Source organism: Acinetobacter sp. ANC 4862 (assembly GCF_004336635.1).
Taxonomy (GTDB): domain Bacteria; phylum Pseudomonadota; class Gammaproteobacteria; order Pseudomonadales; family Moraxellaceae; genus Acinetobacter.
The window spans coordinates 1-21,462 of the sequence record NZ_SJXH01000011.1; the positions used below are offsets into that span (position 1 = coordinate 1).

Sequence of the window (21,462 nt, forward strand, 5' to 3'; positions counted from 1 at the left end):
AAATTCAGCACTCAATTCAGCAAGTGTTTTTTCTGCTTTAATCGCAGCAAGTGCTACCTTAGCTTTAAAATCATTTGAATGATTTCTTCTTGGTCTACGTGCCATAAAATACTCCATATATTGATGTTTATAACATCATTTGGGGAGCAAAATATCACTTATAAGTGTTGTTCAAATTTCCTGATCCACCTCTGACCGCATTCTCAAACGCTTGTTGTTGTGTTTTAAAAATTCCCAATAGCTTGCTTCAAATTTCTGAAAAAAGTCATCAATGATGCAGAAGAAATATGTAAAATCGAACATGGTGGCTGAAGGCGTAGGTGGTGTGGTAACTCCCTAATGGTTTTCAGTCACCTTTTTTTCAAGCTAATTTCTTATCCGCGATTCAGGTTATTACTAAGCTCAAGTGATTCATAACCCCCTATAATTTTTTATTGGTTTTTTTGTTTTTTAATACTGTAAGTTTATCTCTATACTATTTAAAACCTTATAACTTCGCATTATTTTCAGGAATATCGAGAGATCACATGACAAAACTCACCTGTTTTAAAGCCTATGACATTCGCGGAAAACTTGGCACGGAGCTGAATGAAGATATTGCTTATAAAATTGGTCGCGCCTATGGACAGATATATCAACCAAAAACTGTGGTAATCGGCTGTGACATCCGTCTCAGCAGTGAAGGTCTGAAACAGGCCTCGATCAAAGGTTTAAATGATGCAGGTGTCAATGTACTCGACCTAGGCATGACCGGTACAGAAGAAGTCTATTTTGGTGCCTTCCATTTAGATGTACAAGGTGGTATCGAAATTACTGCGAGTCATAATCCGATGGATTATAACGGTATGAAATTGGTTCGTGAGAACTCACGTCCAATTAGTGCAGATACCGGTCTAAAAGAAATTCGTGCTTTGGCTGAAACAGGTGAATTCACAGAAGTTGCACTAAAAGGTACAACGCAAAGCTACAATATTCTGCCTGAATTTATTGAACACTTAATGACTTACATTGATGTTTCAAAAATTCGTCCAATGAAATTGGTGGTGAATGCCGGCAATGGTGCAGCAGGTCATGTTGTTGATGCGATTGAAGATAAATTTAAATTACTGAATGTACCGATTGAATTTATCAAAATTCATCATGAAGCAGATGGAACATTCCCAAATGGTATTCCCAACCCGATTTTAATTGAAAATCGTGATAGCACCCGTGATGCAGTCATTCAGCATCAAGCAGATATGGGGGTTGCCTGGGATGGTGACTTTGACCGTTGTTTCCTCTTCGATGAGAAAGGTCAATTCATTGAAGGTTATTACATTGTGGGTCTGCTTGCCCAAGCCTTCTTACTGAAACAACCAGGTGAAAAAATTGTTCATGACCCTCGCCTTGTTTGGAACACCTTAGATGTTGTCGAGCAATATCAAGGTGTTGCTGTGCAATCAAAATCAGGTCATGCATTCATTAAAGATGTGATGCGCGAACACAATGCGGCTTACGGTGGTGAGATGAGTGCACACCATTATTTTCGTGATTTTGCTTATTGCGATAGTGGCATGATTCCGTGGTTATTGGCGGTTGTGGTTTTATCTGAAACCAAACAATCATTATCAAGCCTAGTCGAAGAGATGATTGCGAAATTCCCATGTTCGGGTGAAATCAACTTTAAAGTTGCTGATACTCAAACGACGATTCAAAAGATTTTTGATCACTATGCCGATCAAAAACCAGTGATTGATTACACAGATGGTGTGAGTTTAGATTTTGGCGTATGGCGTTTGAACGTACGTACATCCAATACTGAACCCCTATTGCGTTTAAATATTGAAAGTCGCCGTGATCAAAATCCGAAAAGCATCCAGGCATATGTGGATGAAGTGACACAATTGATCGAAGGCTAAAACCTTCAATCAATCAAAAAAGGAGCTTTTATCAAGCTCCTTTTTTTCATCCTATGAATGCACACATATTCTAATCACGATAGCCATTCGGATTTTTCTTTTGCCAGTTCCAACTATCCGCCAACATATCTTCTAAAGCATATTTTGGTTTCCAACCAAGCTCAACCACTGCACGTGCATTATCTGCAAAAGATGTTGCCACATCCCCTTCACGTCGTGGTGAAAATTCAAATGCAACAGGTACACCATTCACTTTTTCAAAAGTATTTTTAACTTGAAGCACGGATGAACCATTGCCTGTACCAATATTCCAGGCACGACAACCTTGAGCATTTAAACGATTATTCAGGGCACATAAATGTGCATTGGCTAAATCGACCACATGGATATAATCTCGTACCCCTGTACCATCGACAGTGTAATAATCATGACCAAAAATAGAAAGTTTCTCACGACGCCCTACTGCCACCTGAGTCACATAAGGCATTAAATTATTGGGAATTCCTTGTGGATCTTCGCCAATGCGTCCACTTTTATGTGCACCGACCGGATTAAAATAGCGAAGTAGCGCAATCGACCAACGTTCATCTGCAGCGGAAAGTTTTTGCAACAGTTGCTCAACAATCAGTTTGGTATAGCCATAATTATTACTTGGCATACCTGTCGGCATATCTTCATTTAGCGGAGATGTATTTGCTTCATCATAAACCGTTGCAGATGAGCTAAAAACCAAATTAAAAATTTCTGCGCGTTCCATTGCTCTGACCAGGCTAATGGAACCTGCAATATTATTATCAAAATAGGTGAGTGGAATTTGTTGACTTTCGCCCACCGCTTTCAAACCGGCAAAATGAATCACCGCATCAATCGGATATTGCTGAAAAACCTGATCCAGAACTTGTGCATCACGAATATCGCCTTCAACAAAGGTCAAGGTTTTACCGCTCAACTGTTGCACACGGTTAAGAGATTCTTCTGAACTATTGCAAAGATTATCCAGAACCACAACTTCATGTCCTGAATTTAAAAGTTCCACACAGGTATGTGAGCCAATGTAACCTGCCCCACCTGTTACTAAAATTTTAGCCATGTGTTTTTCCTAATAATATCTGGATTAACCCTTGAGTAGAGGCATCTAAACTCGAAATATCTTCTACCTCTCCATTTAAAATCGGTAACAGCTGATTGGCAATTTCTTTGCCTTTTTCAACGCCCCATTGATCGAATGGATTGATATTCCAAAGTACAGACTGCACAAATACCTTATGCTCATACATGGCAATCAGCATACCTAAACTATAGGGATTTAATTCTTGCAATAAAATGGTCGTGCTCGGTTGATTACCCGAATACTGCTTATATCGCGCTAAATTTTCTAATTCATCTTGATCAAGTGCCTGATTACCAAATGCCAATAAACGCGACTGCGCCAGACAATTGGACAAAGCTAAATGGTGCTGCTCGACCAAGGCCTCAGCATTTTCTGCATAGGTAAACTGGTTGGTATTATAGCGTTGCACAGGTGCAATAAAATCACAGCTCACTGCTTGGGTACCTTGATGTAACAATTGATAAAAGGCATGCTGGGCATTCGGCCCGACTTCACCCCAGACAATCGGACAGGTATCCAAAGTCACTTTTTCACCATTGCGCTGAATCGACTTACCATTCGATTCCATTTCTAGCTGCTGCAAGTAGGAAGCAAAGTATTTAAGGCGGCCATCATAAGGCAGTACTGCATGTGTCTGAATATCAAGGAAGTTGTTGTTCCAAACGCCAAGTAAGCCCATCAGTACCGGAATATTTTGGCTTAAAGGCGCTGTTTGGAAATGCTGATCGATGGCGTGTGCACCGGCAAGCAACTGCTTGAAGCCTTCCACCCCGATTGTTAAAGCAATCGGCAAGCCAATACATGACCAGAGTGAATAACGCCCCCCGACCCAATCCCAAAGCAGAAACTGGTTTTCCTCGGCAATCCCCCATTCCGTCATTTTTTCAGGCTTGGTCGACACGCCAACAAAATGATGTTTCAACATCTGGCTATGTTGGCCAAAGGCTTTTTCTAACCACAAGCGTGCCGTTTGTGCATTGGATAAGGTGTCAATGGTTCCAAAAGATTTCGATGAAATAATGAACAGGGTGGTTTCTGGACGCAGCTTATGCAACAGCTCAGATAACTGACTGCCATCGATCGTAGAAACAAAATGTACATTCAGCGATTTTGATGTCGCTTGTTTAAAATCAGATAAAGCTTGGGATACCATCAGTGGCCCGAGGTCTGATCCACCGACCCCGATATTGACGACATCCTGAATCACTTCACCGGTTGCGCCGCGACATTGGCCTGCGTGAATTTTTTCTACCAGGGCAAACATGCGTTGTAATTGAGCATGCACCTGATTTGAAAGTTGCGTATGTAATGGATCATTTTCAGGAAGACGCAAAGCCCAATGCATTGCTGCACGCTGCTCGGTATAATTGATCTGCTCTTCAGAAAAAAGCCGTTTAATCCAGTTTTCCAGATTTTGTGTTTCAGCAAAATGAATTAATGCATTCAAGACATTCTGGTCAATACGATGCTTACTGAAATCTAAAACAATCTGTTCCAATATGACCGAGAACCTTTCAAAGCGCTGATCATCTTGCGCGAACAGCTCATTTAAATGCAGATGCTCAAATTGTTCTTTTAAATTGCTGAGCTTAGTTAAAATAGCTTCATAATCATTGACGATAAAAGGCTGAATAGGCTGTGTCATTAGCGTCCAACTCCCATATAAGCAAGACCTTGTGCTTTAACATAATCTGGATCAAAAATATTACGGCCATCTAAAATTAAGGGATGCTGCATGGTCTGAAGCAGTTTCTTGTAATCTGGGCTCCAGTATTGCTTCCAAGCGGTGAGTAAACACAAGGCATGGCTGTCTTTCACAGCTTCATATTGATCAGTACAATAAATCAGATCTTCACGATGACCATATATTTTTTCAATTTCAGCAAGGGCTTGAGGGTCATGTAATTTAACCTTGACCCCTTGTGCCCATAAGGCATTCAGCATGACATGAATAGGCGATTGTTGAATACGAGAGGTGTTTTCCTTAAAGGCAGCACCCCAAATGGCAACAGTTTTCCCGTTCAAGTCACCATGAAAATAGTTCCATAATTTCCTAAATAAAAGTTCTTTTTGCTGTTGGTTAATTTCCCAAACCTGAGCCAGTAACTGGCTTTTAACCCCAGTACCAGAAACCGTATTGGCCAAAGTCATAATATCGTGTGAGAAGTTTTCCCCACCAAAGCCGGCACTCGGATACAAATAAGAAGCGCCAATACGGCTATCTGCAGCCATACCCTGACGGACATGTTCAATATCAATGCCCAGTTTTTCTGCAACTACAGCCAAGTCGTTAATATAGCTAATGCGTGTTGCCAACATGCCTGAAATACTGAGCTTGGTAAATTCAGCATCTAAAACAGGCATAAACAGATACTGTTGCTGACGGGGAAATAAAGGACGTAACAATTCCCGGACTTTGTTTTGAACTTCAGATCGCGTACAGCCGACAATCAGCTGTTCAGCTTGCGTCATACTGGGTAGCGCATTGCCTTCCTGAATCATATCAGGTAAATAGACCCACTCATCTTGAGCAAGAATATGCTGGAATTTTTCAGTACTGTGCAGCCCCAAAGTTGAAGCATTAATCATTAACTTGGGATGAATAATGGGACGTTGTTTTAGCTCTTTTAGAAGCTCGATGCCTTGGGCTTCTTCAGCAGGACTTAAACTAAAAAAATAAACATCGGTATCTAAAGGGATTTCATTGAAGTTGCAATATTGAAGAAATCCATTTTTTGCTTGTTTTTCCAATAAATGCTTAACCGCTTCATCTTGTGCGTAGGCCTGTTCTGACGATGTTTTTTTTAATACATCACACCAATATACCTGATGTCCACACTCTGCCAATAAAGCTGCCATTACTCCGGCATAAAGGGTTTGTCCAAATACCGCAACTTTCATAAAAACTCCTATTCTTATAATTTTATAGTTCTAACTCTTTAATTAAGGCTTTAAATTCTTCACCCAATTTTGGATGAGCTACACCATAATGCAATACTGCTTTTAAATAACCGAGTTTGCTACCACAATCAAAAGTTTGACCTTTCATACGATAAGCTTCAATACAGTCTGTTTGATGTAACATTGCGATCGCATCAGTCAATTGAATTTCATTACCTGCACCTTTGGGTGTCTGCTCTAATAATTGCATAATTTTAGCAGGCAAAACGTAGCGACCAACCACTGAAAGATTAGAGGGTGCTGTTCCCACTGCTGGCTTCTCTACAATACCTTGCATGATAATGCTTTCAGCCACTGCTGGACTCTCAGCGACATCAACAATTCCGTATTGATCGACCAGATGTTCAGGTACTGCTTCAACCATAATTTGTGAAGCTCCGGTCGCTTCAAAACGTGCGATCATTTTCGCCAGGTCATTTTCAGCCTGATCATCCTTAACCAGCACATCTGGAAGTAATACAGCAAAATCTTCGTCTCCCACCACGGCTTTTGCACACAATACCGCATGACCTAAACCAAGTGGCTGTGGCTGACGAACACTCACAACACTGACATGCGGAGGTAAGATTTCAGTAATTTCTTTGAGCAAATCAAATTTCTTTTTATTTTCTAATGTAGTTTCGAGTTCAAAATTACGGTCGAAATAATTTTCAATGGAAGCTTTTGAAGAATGAGTCACCAGAATAATTTGTTCAATTCCTGCCGCAACTGCCTCGCGTACTACATATTCAATGGCTGGACGGTCAACAACTGTAACCATTTCTTTGGGAATCGACTTACTTGCAGGTAAGAACCGGGTACCTAAACCTGCCACCGGGAGAATCGCTTTTCTAATCATGGATATATTACCAATAACCTTTAATCTTTTTGCTGTTGTGTTGCCTGCGGATTATTACCGTGAAAAAGAGATGGTCCTACATGACCAGGTGCACTTATGCCTTCGCGCTTGAGCATGACTTTAACTGTCTTAAACATAATTTTAAAATCGACCCAAGCATTATGGTTGTCTACATACCATACATCACACTTAAAGCGCTCTTCATAGTCTAACTCATTTCTGCCACTGACTTGCGCAAGTCCCGTCATACCTGGGCGCACTTCTAAACGACGTGCTTGTTCAGGTGAATAAAGTTCAACAAATTCTTTAAGCATTGGACGTGGGCCAACAATACTCATATCACCCTTGAGTACATTAATTAACTGAGGCATTTCATCTAAGCTAGTAGAACGTAGCTTCTGTCCAAAGGGAGTGATACGCATTTCATCAGGTAAGGAATTACCCTGCTTATCAAAAGCATCTTTCATAGAGCGAAACTTGATCATTTTAAAAAGTTCGCCATTTTTTCCAGGTCGTTCTTGATAAAAAAAGATAGGAAAACCTAAATTTTTACGAACCTTATAGGCAACCCATATAAATAAAGGAGATAAGATAATTAAAGCAATACTTGCTATTAATATATCGACTAAGCGCTTCATACGGTTATTCCATTACTTTTGAACTTTTTTTCTTAAAAAAGTATTATATATTTTCCCTAGTAATGAACTAGGCATCAGTCTAAATAATGATCTGAAAAGAAACAGCATATTAGCATGAATCGAATTCTGTAATTTAAGCTGTTTTTTCAAATTTAGTAACTGTTTCTCACTTCTAATATATTCGAATCCTTTGCGACGAGCATGCATACCATTATCAATGCGAGCATACACAAGGACATCTGCTAAATTCTGTATCTTATAGCCTTTGGCGATTACCCTTAAGAATAAGTTGTAATCTTCCATCCATAGATGATGTTGATAACCTCCTACCTCAAGAATCTTAGACTTTCGGTAGGATATAGTCATGTTATTAAAAGGACTTTGCTTTTTTGCATAATGTCTCAAAGCTTGATTATCCAATGGAACAACCCGCATACCCGAAGGCGATGATATATCATCCACAAATTCGGTAATTTGACCACCTAAAATCACCAAATCACCATCTGCTTCAAAGCATTGCATTTGCTTTTCAAAGCGATCGGAAACAGAAATATCATCTGTATCTACAATACAAATAATTTCATGACTACATTGTTGTAAACCAATATTTTTTGCTTTTCCTGTACCCACATTCTCAGCTAATTTAGTAATTTTTAAAGCTGTACCTATTTTTTCTTGCCATTGAGCAATAACTTGATCTAACTCAGGAGTTAAAGATCCATCTTCAACCATAATAATTTCAGATGGTTTAAGTGTTTGGAAATCCCATATACTTTTCATACAGGCATCAAAGTATTCAGGCTTTTCTTTATAGTAGATGGATATTAATATGGAAAACATATCATTTTTAAACTTCATTTAGTAACTTCATCCAATTCAATGTAACATTATCATTACTAAACTCAGAAATCGAATCTCTAAAGTCAGTATTAATTAATTTCTCACATGATGCTATTTTTTTTTCAAAATCATCATATTCACCATTAATTAAAAAACCATTAATAGCATCTTTAATAATATTTGCAGGGCCGTATGGACAATCAATTGCAAGACACGGAATATTTTTAGATATTGCTTCTAACAAAACCATAGGCATGCCTTCAACTTTAGAAGTCATTACCAATGCAAAAGCATCTTTATATATTATATTAGGATTAGTTTCATCCGTTATAATATCAATTAAATGACTAAAGCCAGACGAATTCACATGAGAAATCAGCTTTTCTTCTAATTCACCATGTCCATACATCTTCAACCTAAAACGCTCCCTGGCAAACTTAGAATTAACAAATAAATCAACCACTTTGAGCGGCTGTTTCACGTCATGAAACCTACCAACAAATATTATATTTTTCCTTGCGTTATTAACATGAATCAAATCAAGATTAACGCCATTAGGTATATAAACAGACCTAATATTGTTTTGAATATAGAAATCCCTATCTTGTGGCGTTAATGCGACCATTATATTTATTTTTTTTAAAATTAAATTCCTTATTTTTTGTACATATCCACCTTTTGAGTAAAGTGTAGAAATATGATCACAACCAATAACTTTTAAATTATATTTAAATTTAAACAAACCTAAAAGCAGTGTTAAAGGTGGTGATGATGTAACCCAAATTGCTTCTGAATTATTAACCACAGATTCTTTTAATGCGTTAAAAGCATCAAAGAACCATTTTACCTTCATATTACCCTTATAAAATGTTGTTTTATACTTAGGCATATCTAAGGAAGAAAATTTAACACTATCATTAAGATCGAATGCAAAACTATTAACTACACCTAAACTGATAACATTAATATCATCAATATGACTAACCAGACTCTCAGTCAGTTCTGAAACAACTTTAAGAACTCCACCCCTTTCTATGGTATCGAAAGAATGGACTAAAAAAATCACTTTCATAAAACCTCTCAAATAAAATCTGAAAACCTATATTGATTGTATGGAATATTGACAGATTTTATAAAAAACAACAGAAAAACAGAAAAAAATACAATAAAGAAGAAGAGCCTATACCTATAATCTCGAATACATGTTAAGGCATACGGAATTAAAACTAATTCAAGCATTCTAAAAAACATGTTAAATCTTGCGGCCAATAAATTATTATCAGAAAGAGCTATATAAACAAAGAAACCCATTAAATAAAATAAAAAAAGTTTTTTGTAAAAGTCATTATCCACTCTAAAAATTAAGAATCCAATTAAAAAAGCAACAGCAACCCTATATAAATATTGAGACAGAGAAGTATCCTCTGAAAACTGAACAGTGTAAACCTCTTCATAGCCAGAACCGATATAATTAAATATTAAATATTGTAAAACATTAAATTTGTAAAGAAAAAAACTAACGAAAGAAAATAAAAGTGTAATTGTTAGAGCTTTCTTGTATTCAAAAAAAGTAAAAATATAACACAAGAATATAATAAATCCTGTTGTATGAAATAAAGAAGAAATTGCTCCCAACAACAGAACCATAAAATGTTGTCTATCACGCATATATGGCAAGGAAAGTACAAACAAACCCATTGATATGCCTTGCCTAATTACACTATTTGGATAATTAATAAAAAAAATAAGGAAATAAAAAAACAAACCAACTAATGCATACTCTAACTTAAGCTTTTTCAGCCCCAAATACACAGGAATGATACAAAAGGCAGAAGATAAAAACAGAAAAAATTCTTCACTATGAGTAAAGATTTTTATAGTAGCTAAAAAAAATCTAAATCCGATTTCTATATGAGCTAAGTAGTCAAAATCAAAATTAAATAAATTAGGAAAGTCCTGAAAAAACATCAAATAAACTAATGTATCAGCACCAACCCCAAAAGACCTAAATGTAGACAGAAATATTAAAGTAACTAAAAGGTATAGTTCTAAATAGAGAGTATTATATTTTGATACAACTCTAGTCATACAAAACATCAGGTATATAAATATTAAAAAATAATAAATCATACTACTAAGATCTCATCCCTTTTAAAATATTTTTAATCCTCTCAAAAATCTCATAATTAAAAACTAGAATACATAGTGCACTAAATAATGTTAAAATTTTCTCTCTCGATCTTCTCACATTAAATAAAAACAGGTAAAGATTTTTTAAAAGTTCTTTCTTAGAACCTAGAAAACTATTTCTAAGAATTTTGTAATTAACTAAATCTACATATAAATCCGTGTCATTAATAAACTCATTTTTAAAATATTCAAAATCATGCTGTAAATTATTTACTCTTGCTAAATATAAATTTTTAGCTATTAACTCACTGAATAAAGAAACCTGATTTTTTTCATAGTTCAATCTAGTTACACTTTGAACATGTTGTCTGTACAAATACAGTGGCTCAGGAAAATTCCCTAGCTTAAAACCTGATAATGCCACTCTATAGATCCAGTCAAAATCTTCTGCACCTATTCTGTCAAAATTAATAGAGTAGAGACCGCATTTTTTTACTACTTCCGATTTAACCATCACGGCAGAACCGCAAAAAGGAGGATGGTTTTTTTCTAAAAGGTCTTTAACTATATCTTTATGTTCTGTACTATATTTTACTACTGATAACAATTTATCTTTTTTTAAGAAAATTCCACAATATGAGCCAACTAGATCCAACCCATTTTCAACTAAATAAGTATGTAACTTAAATAATCTATCCGGAGTGCATAGATCATCAGCATCTTGGAAAGAAATATACTCACCAACAGCATGAGAAACTAAAAAATTAGAAGTTTTTAAGTAGCCTTGATTTTCTTTATTCTGAAAAATTTTTAATCTAGCATCTTGTATGCTCTGCATGATTTCCCAAGTATTGTCTGTTGAACAATCATCACAAACCAATAGTTCAAAATCAGTGTAACTTTGATTCAATATAGAATTAATACTATCTTTTAAATATGATTCAGCATTAAATGCCGGCATTAAAATACTAATCATAATTTACCTGTCAATTTATATAAGAAAAAAGCTGGATTTCTTATTAAATAAAAACACTTTGAAAAAAATTTCTCCCACCGCCCCGTATAGTTTTCTTCAAGGCAGTTAATCCAACCTACCTGCTGTTTAGCTAAAGAGTAGTTTTTATCATTACTAAAATTAGAGATTACTTTAAATCTCTCAACACTCATTATATTACTTTTTTTGGTTGTATTATCCAGGTGATCTCTATAATACGAAAAAGCTTTTGGTAGATAAACGATTTCACCTATTTTCGAAATCTTTAACCACATATACCAATCTTCAATTCTAATTTCAGGATCATACTTTCCAACCCTAATTAAACTTTCTCTTTGAATAAATGCCGTTGGTGCAGGCAAGTTATGTTGGTGCATTAAAATTTCATTAAACGTATATTTTTTTTGTTCATCAATAATCGTTCGGATCACTTTATTTTCATTATTTATAATATGAACTCCTCCAAAAACTGCCACACTACTTGAATGATCTTCCATATAATCAAGCTGAGTTTTAGTTTTTTCTTCAAGAAGCATATCGTCTGATGCTATAGCAGAAAAATATTTACCGCAGCACCAATCTATTGCTTCATTCAATGTTGCGCTTAAACCTTTATTAGGCCTATATCGAAATTCAAATCGTTTAAATCTGTTCTGACATTTTTCCACCATTTCTTGAATTTTGAGTACAGAATTATCTTTTGAACCATCATCTATAATAATGAGTTCAATATTCTCATATGTCTGATCAATTACACTCTGTATGCAATCTTGTACAAACTGCTCATGGTTATAGCAAGGGATAACTATTGAGACTAAAGGTTGATTATTCTTTTCCAAAACTATTCTCTCGATCTTTTAATATGGCAAATACAAAATAACTCATCGCCATCCAATACAATGCATAATTCACTAAATGTGCAATAGAAACACCTTTAAAACCAAAAATCTGTGTGCATAGGTAAGTTAAAGCAATTGAACTACATGCAAAAATAATTTCAGCACTTATAAATAGCCTCGTCATTGCTTTGCCTAACATCAAGTAAGCTAAAATCCAACTGCCTATTTTGAGTGAGTCGCCAATCATCTGCCATAAAAACAACTCTCTCATTGGTAAAAAGGCAGAGCTAAATAGTAACGGAATAATCCAATCTTTTAGCAAATATACTAAAAACCCACCAACCACAGCCAAAGGAAAAATAAATTTATAGCCTAAATAAACTTCTTTCCTTATTTCTTTAATACTTGTCAGCTCAGACAACCTTGGTAAATAATAGACGCTTAGTGTTGTCGTAACTAACATTAAATAAGCCGCACTAAGCCTTATCATTGCTTCCCAATACCCTGCATACGTAGCATTATATTCATGAATCAGGTAGCTACGAATAACCATTTGAGACAATGGTACACAAATGGCACTCACTAAGGCCATGGCAGCAAATGCAGCAAATTTTTTTGCAACTTCAGGATCTATTTTTCCATAAAGGTATGAAAAATCAAACCATTCTGACCTATAGCTGAGGTATAGAGTCACAAAAAAATTAAGCGATTGATATATACTTAGTGCAACCAGTGCCCCATACAATCCAAATTTTACGGCAAGTAATCCAGTAATGATTAAAGAAAATAAACTGCCGGCAATATTGGCTGTGACTAACTTCAATATTTCTTTTTTACCATTTAAGATTGCTAATAAAAGCGCATTTAAATTAAAAAAAATCAGAAATACTGCAAACCATATTAAAACAGAGCCATAGTCTTCCGTTTTAAATATCCAAAATGATAACTGTTGATGAAAAATTAAGACTAGAAAAGTAAAAATAAAACTAAAAATTGAAACAATACTTCCGGCAGTTTTCCAGATGGCTTTTTGCTTCGCTTCATCCTCATGATATTCAGCCGTATATTTCACTACAGCGATATTTACTGCACTTCCTGCAAAAGTCGTGATCATTTGAATAAAATTTTGAAATTGACCTATCGCTGCATAACCAGCTGGCCCAACATATACCGCTAATATTTTATTCAAAATAAACATTGTTGCTGTTTTAATTAAAACAGCAATTCCATTTAAAACACTGGTCTTAAGTAAGTTCATATCATGCTTTAAAGCTGTTGCAAAGCTGAACCACTTTTTCTGCGTCTTCCCAAGTTAAAGTGGGTCCTATTGGCAGACTTATGACTTCTTCATGAATTTGCTCAGAAATTGGGTAACTCAAATCATTCCACTTTTTATAAGCCTGTTGCTTATGTGGTGGAACTGGATAATGAATTAGAGTTTGAACGCCAACATCAGCTAAAAACTTTTGCAACGCCTCACGATGATCTGTACGTATTACAAACAAATGCCACACATGTTGGGTATATTTAGTAGCATCAACACCATCCAAAGGTAAGGTAATTAATGGATTCTTAATTTGAGTTAAATACAAATTCGCTATTAAACGACGATGTTCCGTATCTTTTTCTAAATACTTCAATTTAATATCAAGTATCGCTGCTTGAATTTCATCTAAACGACTATTTACACCAGGGACTAGGTTTTTATATTTCTCATGTGAACCATAATTACGAAGTGCTTTAAGCATATTTGCTAGCTCTTCATCATTAGTCGTTACAGCACCTGCATCACCAAGTGCGCCTAAATTTTTACCTGGATAAAAACTAAAACCAGAGGCATGGCCCCAGTTTCCTGCTTTTCTACCATTTAATTCAGCACCATGTGATTGTGCTGAATCTTCAAGTACCAATAAATTATATTTTTTTGCAATTTCCATAATTTCTGGCATGGCTGCTAGACGGCCATACAAATGCACAGGTAAAATTACACGAGTTTTAGATGTGATTGCCTGTTCAATTTTAACTGGATCAATATTGTAAGTACTTAAATTAGGTTCAACTAATATAGGTGTTAAGTTATTGGCTGTAATTGCCAAAATACTTGCAATATAGGTATTAGATGGAACAATAACTTCATCACCATCTTGAAGTTTACCTAATTCTTTCCATGCGCGTAAAGTAAGAATTAGGGCATCTAAGCCATTTGCGACTCCTATGGCAAATTGTGTACCACAATAGTCAGCAAAATCATGTTCAAAAGTCTCTAACTCTTTACCACCAATGTACCAACCTGAATCAATAACACGGGCACAAGCATCTTTAAGTTCGGCATGATACTGAGCATTTATAGCTCGAAGATCTAAGAAGGGAATCATTTTTATAATACCTAAGGAATAAATATTTCTGCTGTACCTGTCGTTACAACTTTTCCGTTAGCAGAACATACAGTTTCAAAAGCAACACGCTTTTTAGAAATATCGACAGCAATAACAGTTACTTTCGCAACGACTGTATCTCCTAAATAAACAGGCCTTTTAAATTGTAGGTTTTGACTGACATAGATACATCCTTCACCCGGAAGTTTGGTGCCAAAAATAGCAGAAAAGAAACTAGCAGTTAGCAAACCATGTGCAATACGATCTTTAAATCTAGACTGTTTTGCATATTCTTCACTCACATGTACTGGATTATGATCCCCTGAAATTCCAGAGAATGCCTTTACATCTGCATCAGTTATCGTTTGAGAATACGATGCTGTCATACCAATTTGAATTTCATTAATGGTAAATGAGTTTTTTATTTCCATTATTCAGTAATCCATTTTTCTATAATTTCAGCTGGATAACCGCGATGAAAATGCTTCCGCCAAGGATATGCATCTTCTTTACTATCTTGTAATTTTATTTTAGATGTTGGACATATTTTTTTAGCTGGCGATCCTACATAGACCATATTTGCTTCAGTCTGACCTTTAAGTGAAGAGTGTGCTCCTATTAAGACCCCTTCAGCGACCGTTGCGCCCGGTAAAATCACTGACATAGTTGCGATTACAGCAAAATCCTCAACAGTTACTCCTATAAGGGTATCGCTAGGCGGGTGAGGATCATTCGTAAGAACCACGTAAGGAAATATCCATACAAAATTTCCAATTTTACTTTTTTGCCCAATATGTACATTACTATGAAAACGAACGTAATCGCCAATTTCACAATGTCCTTGTAAATCAGAGAGTGTGCCTATTTGTAAGTTTTTCCCTGCTTTAACCAACTCCCTAACAGTTACTCTGTGCCCAGTAGTTAGTCCATCCCCAAAACATGAGCCTTCGTAAAAAATACTATGCGATCGAATATTGGAATTTTGACCAATAATTAGGGGCGAACCTTGTGAGAGATGATTAGCAACACCTAACTCACAGAATGCTCCAATAATTGAGTTATCGCCAATTTCAACATTATCATACACAATAGTTGATGGCCCAATTTCTACATTACTACCAATTCTCGCTTTAGGTGAGATAATTGCTGTAGGATGAATTTTCATTTTCTCACCTCATTTAGAAATTCTTGATAATCACGAATATAATCATTTTCATCATAATGATCGCTTGCTAAAACAAGTAAGGTACAATCCTCTGAAAAATCATGCATTTCGTGCCAAATCATGGGAGGTATTTTTAAACCCTTATTTGAATGATCAATCCAAACTTCCTGCTTTTCAATCCCATTATCCATAATCATTTTGCACTTCCCTTTTATGCAAAATGCAATTTGTTGTAATTCTTTATGGGCATGAAAACCACGAGGAATATCTGACTGAACACCAAAAATATAATAAAGTCTTTTAATTTCGAAAGAGATATTTTTATTTGTCTCAGCAACTACTAGCGCACCTCGATGATCCCCTAAATCAGGAAGTTCAACCCACTCAATAAGACTCATCAGTTTTCACCCACCAAAGAAATCAAATATTGGCCATAATCATTCTTACTCATGCTTTGACCAATACTTAATACTTGTTCTTTGCTTAACCATCCATTATTCAAAGCAATTTCTTCCAGACAAGCCACTTTATAACCTTGACGTTTTTCTATGGTTTCTACAAATTGAGCTGCTTGTAACAAACTTTCATGCGTACCTGTATCTAGCCATGCAAAACCACGACCCAATAGTTCAACACTCAAATCACCACGTTCTAAATACATCTGGTTGACTGTAGTGATTTCTAACTCACCACGTTCAGAAGGTTGGACTGACTTTGCAATTTGGATGACATCATTGTCATAAAAATATAAACCCGTTACAGCGAAGTTAGATTTTGGTTGCTTCGGTTTTTCTTCTAAAGACACAGCCCGCTTTTGCGCATCAAACTCCACAACACCAAAGCGTTCTGGATCTTTTACCTGATAACCAAATACTGTTGCACCTTTCTGACGTGCAACAGCTTGACGCAACATTGGGGTAAAACCTTGACCATAAAAAATATTGTCCCCCAGTACCAAGCACACATTACTGTCGCCAATAAAGCTTTCACCAATAATAAAAGCCTGTGCTAAACCATCTGGGCTAGGTTGAATGGCATACTGAATTTCAATGCCAAAATCAGAACCATCACCGAGTAAGCGCTTAAAACCATCAATATCATCTGGTGTGCTAATGATCAGTACTTCACGAATGCCTGCCAGCATAAGCACCGACAATGGATAATAAACCATCGGTTTATCATAAATCGGCAGTAACTGCTTAGAGACACCTTTGGTAATTGGATATAAACGTGTACCTGAACCACCTGCTAAAATGATTCCTTTGGTTTTATTTGACATTATATATTTACACCTAATCTTTCACGCTGATAGCTGCCATCTTGTACACGATGACACCATTCTAAATTATTTAAATACCATTCAACTGTTTTACGAATACCTGTTTCAAAAGTTTCTTGTGGAGTCCAACCTAAATCATTTTTAATTTTGCTGGCATCAATTGCATAACGCAAGTCATGGCCAGGACGATCTTTTACAAAAGTGATGAGGGATGCATAAGGCGTATTATTCGCTTGTGGACAAAGTTCATCCAAAATTGAACAAATCGTTTTTACCACATCGATATTTTGTTTTTCATTGTGGCCGCCAATATTATAGGTTTCACCCACAATCCCTTCTGTCACTACCTTATACAGGGCTCTCGCATGGTCTTCTACATAGAGCCAATCACGAATTTGATCACCTTTACCATAAATTGGTAATGGCTTGCTTTCTAACGCATTTAAAATTACTAGTGGAATGAGTTTTTCTGGGAAATGGTATGGCCCATAATTATTTGAGCAATTTGTTACAATTGTTGGCAAACCATATGTTCTATGCCATGCACGAACCAAATGATCAGAACTTGCTTTACTTGCCGAGTAAGGAGAACTGGGTGCGTAAGAAGTAGTTTCTAAAAATAAAGCATCTGTTCCTTCTAAATCACCATAAACTTCGTCGGTTGAAATATGATGGAAACGAAATGCTAATTTTTTATGCTCTTCTAAGTTATTCCAATAATTTCGAGCTGCTTCTAATAATTGATATGTGCCAATAATATTGGTTTCAACAAATGCGGCCGAACCTGTAATAGAACGATCGACATGTGATTCGGCAGCAAGATGCATCACTAAATCAGGTTGGAATGCTAAAAATAACTGATCTAGCGCTTCGCGATCACATATATCCGTCTGTGAAAATTGATAACGCGAATTTTTAGAAATTGAATTTAATGATTCTAAGTTTCCTGCATAAGTCAACTTATCTATATTAAGTACCTGATAAGGTGTTTTTTCAATAATGTGGCGAATAACAGCTGAACCTATAAAACCTGCACCACCAGTTACCATTAACTTCATATTATTCCTACTAAAAACTTAAATATCTGATTAATCTTTTTCATCATGTTTATAAATATGAAGGTATGCGTATCAACTTACCTTTAATACTATCTTCCCAATACGTTCTAAATATTGTCTTACTCTTTCTGGATTTATATAGCCAAATTATAGAGCATGGTTTATTTACATATCTATCGAGTGATTAATTGTCATTAGTCTTCTGGATCGAATAAATAAATTAGCCGGCAACATTCTAATCTCTTCTGTTATAACCCTCAACATAAGAAGTTAGTATATAGAATATATTATTTTGTTTATTTTCCTGCTGTATTTCTTTTTTTAATTCCAAAAATACATCTGAAATTTTATTAAAATCATAAAAAATTTCGAACGATTTTAAAATTCGTGCATGTTCGGTCTGCTCAACATCTTGCTGATCAATCAAAAGCTCTTCATACAATTTTTCCCCAGGGCGTAATCCTGTAAACTGAATTTCGATATCTCCATTACCTTTATCATCCATGGTTTTAAAACCACTCAGACGAATCATTTGCTTGGCTAAATCGACAATTTTGACCGGCTCCCCCATATCCAACAAAAATACATCACCACCCGTCCCCATGGCACCTGCTTGAATAACAAGCTGCGCAGCTTCCGTAATAGTCATAAAGTAACGCGTTACTTCTGGATGCGTCACCGTCACAGGCCCACCCTTAGCAATTTGCTTTTTAAATAGAGGCACAACTGAACCCGAAGACCCCAAGACATTACCAAAGCGCACAATACTGATTTGAGTTTTAGGATTTGTAGACGCTAAACCTTGGCAATAAAGCTCTGCCATACGTTTTGATGCGCCCATGACATTGGTTGGGCGTACAGCCTTATCTGTAGAAATTAAAACAAAAGTTTCTACTCCTTGATTCACCGCCGCATCCACACTGCGTGCAGTACCAATCGACGTGTTATAAATACCTTCGAAAGGATTGGCTTCAACCAATGGCACATGCTTATAAGCTGCAGCATGGTAAATGGTCTGTACTGTGTATTGCGCAATAATGCGCTCAAGTTTTGTTTGATTGGTCACTGACCCTAAAACAGGAATCACTCGAATGCCTGAAGTCTGTAATTCGCGATCAATGGAATATAGTGCAAATTCCGACATCTCAAACAATACTAAAAGTTTCGGCTGATGTTTCACGATTTGACGGCAAAGCTCGGAACCAATCGACCCCCCTGCCCCAGTCACCATCACGACTTTATCTTTAATATTTTTCTCAAGTAGCTCCGGTTTAGGTGGGACAGGATCACGGCCAAGTAAGTCTATAATATCGACTTCACGAATATCCGAGATTTGTACCTGACCATCGACCAGCTGGGTTACCCCAGGCAGTTCCATAATCTTCACGTCAGCAGAGTCAAAAGATTCAATAATCTCTTTTTTACGTGCACGACCAACCGAGGGCATTGCTAATAAGACTTCTTCAATCGCAAATTTTCCGAATTTTGTAGCGGCACGTTTGAGCGAGTAAATTTTCAAACCACTTAACGACTGGCCTTGCAGTGATTTTTTATCATCAATAAAACACACCGGCAAATAATCATCTGAGCGATTTAAAGCTGCTGCAATTTGTTGACCAGCGAGTCCCGCACCATAAATCGCCACACGTTTACGGGTTTGTTTTTTGGCAAAGGTTTTAATCGTTGCATAGCGAATCACCGCACGGCTCCACCACATGTAGGAGAACAGCATGAAGCCGTACATCAGTGGAATACTCATCGGGATAAACGCGACATCTAACTTTTTAATCGCATACAACGCAACGATTTGAATAAATGTACCAATCGAGATCCGCAGTAAATAATCTTCATTAAATGAACGGACAATGGCACTATAAATGCCAAGCAAGGCAAAAATCACAATGCCGAAAATGCCGACATACAAATACCAGCCATCAAGCCCTTGCATCACTTCTACATTTGGACGTGCCAAACGAATGGCATAAGCCAGCCACATCATGAATGGCAAGACACAGATATCCATCAACACCAATACAATCTGTTTTTGGCGACGCGGTAAAGATGCAATAGATCGAATAATGTCTTTCACAAAGGGCTCGATGGAGGAAATGGGAAAATCATGGCGTAGATTATACGCCATACAGATTTTTAAATTTGACTGATGACTGTTTGAATGGCATTTACCGTTTTTTGCATGCTTTGTTCAGACAAGGTTGGATGTACCACAAACATCAGGCTGCTTTCACCAAGCTGTTTGGAATTTTCTAAACGCTGTGCAGGACGCCACTTTGTTCCATCAAAGGCTTTTTCTAAATACACTTCTGAACATGAACCGCTAAAACATGGCACGCCTAAACCGTTAATTTCTTGCATGATACGGTCGCGTGACCAGCCTTCAGGTAAAGCGTTAATATTCACTTGTACATAGCATTTATAAACTGCATGCACATAATCACTGGATGGTTTTGCGACGGTAAAATATGCACTGTTTTCAAATTCAGCCAAAATACGTACCATATTTGCATTACGCTTTTCGGTCCATTCAGGCATTTTTTTCAGCTGCAAACGACCGATCACTGCCTGCATTTCCATCATGCGCCAGTTGGTGCCAAATGAATCATGCAACCAACGGAAACCCGGTAGATGTTGTTTATTATAAATGCTGTCAAAGTTTTTGCCGTGATCTTTGTACGACCACATTTTTTTCCAAAGGCTTTCATCATTGGTGGTAACCATACCACCTTCACCGCCTGTGGTCATGATCTTGTCTTGGCAGAATGACCAAGCGCCAATATGACCAATTGAACCTGCAGATTTACCTTTATACATGGCACCATGGGCTTGGGCACAGTCTTCAATCACATATAAGCCTTTTTCTTCAGCCAACTGCATAATTGGATCCATATCACACATCCAGCCCGCCAAATGCACACAAATAATCGCTTTGGTATTCGGCGTAATCACCGCCTCAATAGTACGGCGTGAAATGTTTTGTGAGTCGAGTTCTACATCGGCAAAAATTGGATTTGCACCTGCAGTGACAATTGAACTGGCAGATGCAAGGAAAGTTCTTGAAGTCACAATGACATCATCACCTTGACCAATTCCAATGGCTTTAAGACCTAAATCCAATGCAACCGTACCGTTTGATACCGCCACTGCGTATTTTGTCCCTGCAAATTGCGCAAATTCTTTTTCGAATTCCCGGCACTCTTGACCTGTCCAATAATTCACTTTATTCGACAATAGAACTTTTGAAACCGCGTCTGCTTCAACTTGGGTGAAACTTGGCCACGGCTCAAATGCAGTGTTTAACATGGATTTTTCCTAGCTTTA

20 protein-coding genes and 2 pseudogenes are annotated in these 21,462 nt (G+C 36.7%); 1 reads left to right on the plus strand and 21 read right to left on the minus strand.

Features of this window, described 5'->3' with window-relative positions:
• Positions 1–117 (minus strand): annotated as a pseudogene (locus E0409_RS17050) (IS3 family transposase); the annotation flags it as partial.
• A gap of 78 nt (positions 118–195) precedes the next feature.
• Positions 196–303 (minus strand): annotated as a pseudogene (locus E0409_RS16710) (IS982 family transposase); the annotation flags it as partial.
• 224 nt (positions 304–527) lie between these two features.
• Between E0409_RS16710 and E0409_RS06780 the strand changes: the two are divergent.
• Entirely contained in the window at positions 528–1,898 is a 1,371-nt protein-coding gene (locus E0409_RS06780) for a phosphohexomutase domain-containing protein (RefSeq protein ID WP_131289087.1), read from the plus strand.
• Positions 1,899–1,968: 70 nt separating this feature from the next.
• Here the strand turns inward: E0409_RS06780 and galE are convergent, their stop codons facing one another.
• The 19 genes from galE to E0409_RS06875 all read right to left on the minus strand — a co-directional run bounded on the left by galE (position 1,969) and on the right by E0409_RS06875 (position 21,444).
• The gene (galE, locus tag E0409_RS06785) at positions 1,969–2,988 is read right to left on the minus strand and encodes a UDP-glucose 4-epimerase GalE (RefSeq protein WP_131289089.1); all 1,020 of its coding nucleotides are present in this window, start codon (positions 2,986–2,988) and stop codon (positions 1,969–1,971) included.
• Entirely contained in the window at positions 2,981–4,654 is a 1,674-nt protein-coding gene (gene pgi / locus E0409_RS06790) for a glucose-6-phosphate isomerase (protein ID WP_131289091.1), read from the minus strand. Before pgi ends, galE begins: the two co-directional genes overlap by 8 nt.
• The gene (locus E0409_RS06795) at positions 4,654–5,910 is read right to left on the minus strand and encodes a nucleotide sugar dehydrogenase (RefSeq protein ID WP_131289093.1); all 1,257 of its coding nucleotides are present in this window, start codon (positions 5,908–5,910) and stop codon (positions 4,654–4,656) included. The genes pgi and E0409_RS06795 overlap by 1 nt, the downstream gene beginning before the upstream one ends.
• A 22-nt stretch (positions 5,911–5,932) precedes the next feature.
• Positions 5,933–6,808 (minus strand): UTP--glucose-1-phosphate uridylyltransferase GalU, encoded by an 876-nt coding sequence (gene galU / locus E0409_RS06800; protein ID WP_131289095.1) that lies wholly within the window; start codon positions 6,806–6,808, stop codon positions 5,933–5,935.
• 20 nt (positions 6,809–6,828) lie between these two features.
• A complete protein-coding gene (locus E0409_RS06805; RefSeq protein WP_131289097.1) occupies positions 6,829–7,446 on the minus strand; it encodes a sugar transferase in 618 nt (205 codons plus the stop codon).
• A 12-nt stretch (positions 7,447–7,458) separates the two neighbouring features.
• Entirely contained in the window at positions 7,459–8,286 is an 828-nt protein-coding gene (locus E0409_RS06810) for a glycosyltransferase (RefSeq protein WP_131289220.1), read from the minus strand.
• A gap of 7 nt (positions 8,287–8,293) precedes the next feature.
• Complete coding sequence (locus E0409_RS06815) at positions 8,294–9,358, minus strand: glycosyltransferase (protein ID WP_131289099.1); 1,065 nt, start codon at positions 9,356–9,358, stop codon at positions 8,294–8,296.
• Between the two features lie 8 nt (positions 9,359–9,366).
• The gene (locus E0409_RS06820) at positions 9,367–10,374 is read right to left on the minus strand and encodes an EpsG family protein (RefSeq protein WP_165541309.1); all 1,008 of its coding nucleotides are present in this window, start codon (positions 10,372–10,374) and stop codon (positions 9,367–9,369) included.
• Between the two features lie 46 nt (positions 10,375–10,420).
• Positions 10,421–11,392: a glycosyltransferase family 2 protein gene (locus E0409_RS06825; protein ID WP_131289104.1), complete on the minus strand. Its 972-nt coding sequence runs from the start codon at positions 11,390–11,392 to the stop codon at positions 10,421–10,423.
• Complete coding sequence (locus tag E0409_RS06830; protein WP_165541310.1) at positions 11,389–12,249, minus strand: glycosyltransferase; 861 nt, start codon at positions 12,247–12,249, stop codon at positions 11,389–11,391. The genes E0409_RS06825 and E0409_RS06830 overlap by 4 nt, the downstream gene beginning before the upstream one ends.
• Complete coding sequence (locus E0409_RS06835) at positions 12,236–13,507, minus strand: O-antigen translocase (protein WP_131289108.1); 1,272 nt, start codon at positions 13,505–13,507, stop codon at positions 12,236–12,238. Before E0409_RS06835 ends, E0409_RS06830 begins: the two co-directional genes overlap by 14 nt.
• 1 nt (position 13,508) lies before the next feature.
• Complete coding sequence (locus E0409_RS06840) at positions 13,509–14,624, minus strand: DegT/DnrJ/EryC1/StrS family aminotransferase (RefSeq protein WP_131289110.1); 1,116 nt, start codon at positions 14,622–14,624, stop codon at positions 13,509–13,511.
• 11 nt (positions 14,625–14,635) lie between these two features.
• Entirely contained in the window at positions 14,636–15,055 is a 420-nt protein-coding gene (locus E0409_RS06845) for a MaoC family dehydratase (protein WP_131289112.1), read from the minus strand.
• Entirely contained in the window at positions 15,055–15,789 is a 735-nt protein-coding gene (locus E0409_RS06850; protein ID WP_131289114.1) for an N-acetyltransferase, read from the minus strand. Before E0409_RS06850 ends, E0409_RS06845 begins: the two co-directional genes overlap by 1 nt.
• Complete coding sequence (locus E0409_RS06855; protein WP_131289116.1) at positions 15,786–16,187, minus strand: sugar 3,4-ketoisomerase; 402 nt, start codon at positions 16,185–16,187, stop codon at positions 15,786–15,788. Before E0409_RS06855 ends, E0409_RS06850 begins: the two co-directional genes overlap by 4 nt.
• Entirely contained in the window at positions 16,187–17,068 is an 882-nt protein-coding gene (gene rfbA / locus E0409_RS06860) for a glucose-1-phosphate thymidylyltransferase RfbA (RefSeq protein WP_131289118.1), read from the minus strand. The genes E0409_RS06855 and rfbA overlap by 1 nt, the downstream gene beginning before the upstream one ends.
• On the minus strand, positions 17,068–18,126 hold the full coding sequence (rfbB, locus tag E0409_RS06865; RefSeq protein WP_131289120.1) for a dTDP-glucose 4,6-dehydratase: 1,059 nt from the start codon (positions 18,124–18,126) through the stop codon (positions 17,068–17,070). Before rfbB ends, rfbA begins: the two co-directional genes overlap by 1 nt.
• 235 nt (positions 18,127–18,361) lie before the next feature.
• A complete protein-coding gene (locus E0409_RS06870; protein WP_131289222.1) occupies positions 18,362–20,215 on the minus strand; it encodes a polysaccharide biosynthesis protein in 1,854 nt (617 codons plus the stop codon).
• Between the two features lie 59 nt (positions 20,216–20,274).
• Positions 20,275–21,444, minus strand: a complete 1,170-nt coding sequence (locus E0409_RS06875) for a DegT/DnrJ/EryC1/StrS family aminotransferase (protein ID WP_131289122.1) — start codon at positions 21,442–21,444, stop codon at positions 20,275–20,277.
• Between the last annotated feature and the right edge of the window lie 18 nt (positions 21,445–21,462).